Source organism: Photorhabdus sp. HUG-39, assembly GCF_963878365.1.
GTDB lineage: Bacteria > Pseudomonadota > Gammaproteobacteria > Enterobacterales > Enterobacteriaceae > Photorhabdus > Photorhabdus kayaii.
Genome location: NZ_CAWNWY010000111.1, coordinates 1 through 811 on the forward strand (window position 1 = coordinate 1; position 811 = coordinate 811).

The following is an 811-nucleotide window of genomic DNA, read 5'->3' on the forward strand; positions in this document are numbered from 1 at the left end:
ATATAATTTCTTGCTGTCTTTTCATAACGGGTGGCGATGCGACGATGCTCTTTGAGTCGACCAAAACATCTTTCTACAACATTTCTTCTTCGATACGTTTTATGGTCGAATTTAACCCGTCCATCTGACCGCGCTTTTTCGTTTGATTTATAGGGAATTATCACTTTTATTCCCTGACTTTTTAACCGGTTACGTAATGCATGGCTGGAGTAACCTTTATCAGCAATCACCGCTTTTGAACGACGTTTCATAAAACCATTTTTACGCTGAATACCCAGACCATCCAGCAGGCGTACTGCATATTGACTTTCGTGACATTGACCTGCACTGAGTACTACATTCAGTGGATGGCCTTTTCCATCGACAGCCAGATGGATTTTGGAACCATAACCGCCCTGAGAGCGACCCAGGCCATGGTCTGCGATGACATCGGGATGTTTTTTTGGGCGCCAGCCGCACAATGTGCCGCACGAATGTTACTGCCATCCAGTGATATGGCTGACCAATCAACCAAATCTTGTTCATCCAGTATTGACAATAACTTATTGAAAATAAGATTAATGATCCCTGATTTTGACCACCGATTAAAGCGGTTATAGACGGTTTTCCAGGAACCATAACGTTCGGGTAAATCCCGCCAAGGGGCACCGGAACAGAGTACCCAAAACATGCCGTTGATAACCCGGCGGTGTTCAACATAAGGATGTCCCGGCCGTTGAGAATGTTCAGGGGGCAATAAGGGGAGCAGTAACTCCCATGCTTCATCAGGAAGGTCGTAACGAGCCATAACAGGTTTTTTCCGAAAGTCAGA

1 protein-coding gene is annotated in these 811 nt (G+C 45.4%); it reads right to left on the reverse strand.

Annotated features, from left to right (window positions below; genetic code table 11):
- Positions 1-787, reverse strand: a protein-coding gene (locus AAC155_RS24255; RefSeq protein WP_113044423.1) for an IS5 family transposase whose coding sequence is annotated in 2 segments (ribosomal slippage) — positions 1-445 and positions 445-787 — 788 coding nt annotated over the 2 segments. Because the reading frame shifts where the segments join, the coding sequence is not laid out codon by codon here. This gene is flagged as partial in the annotation.
- Between the last annotated feature and the right edge of the window lie 24 nt (positions 788-811).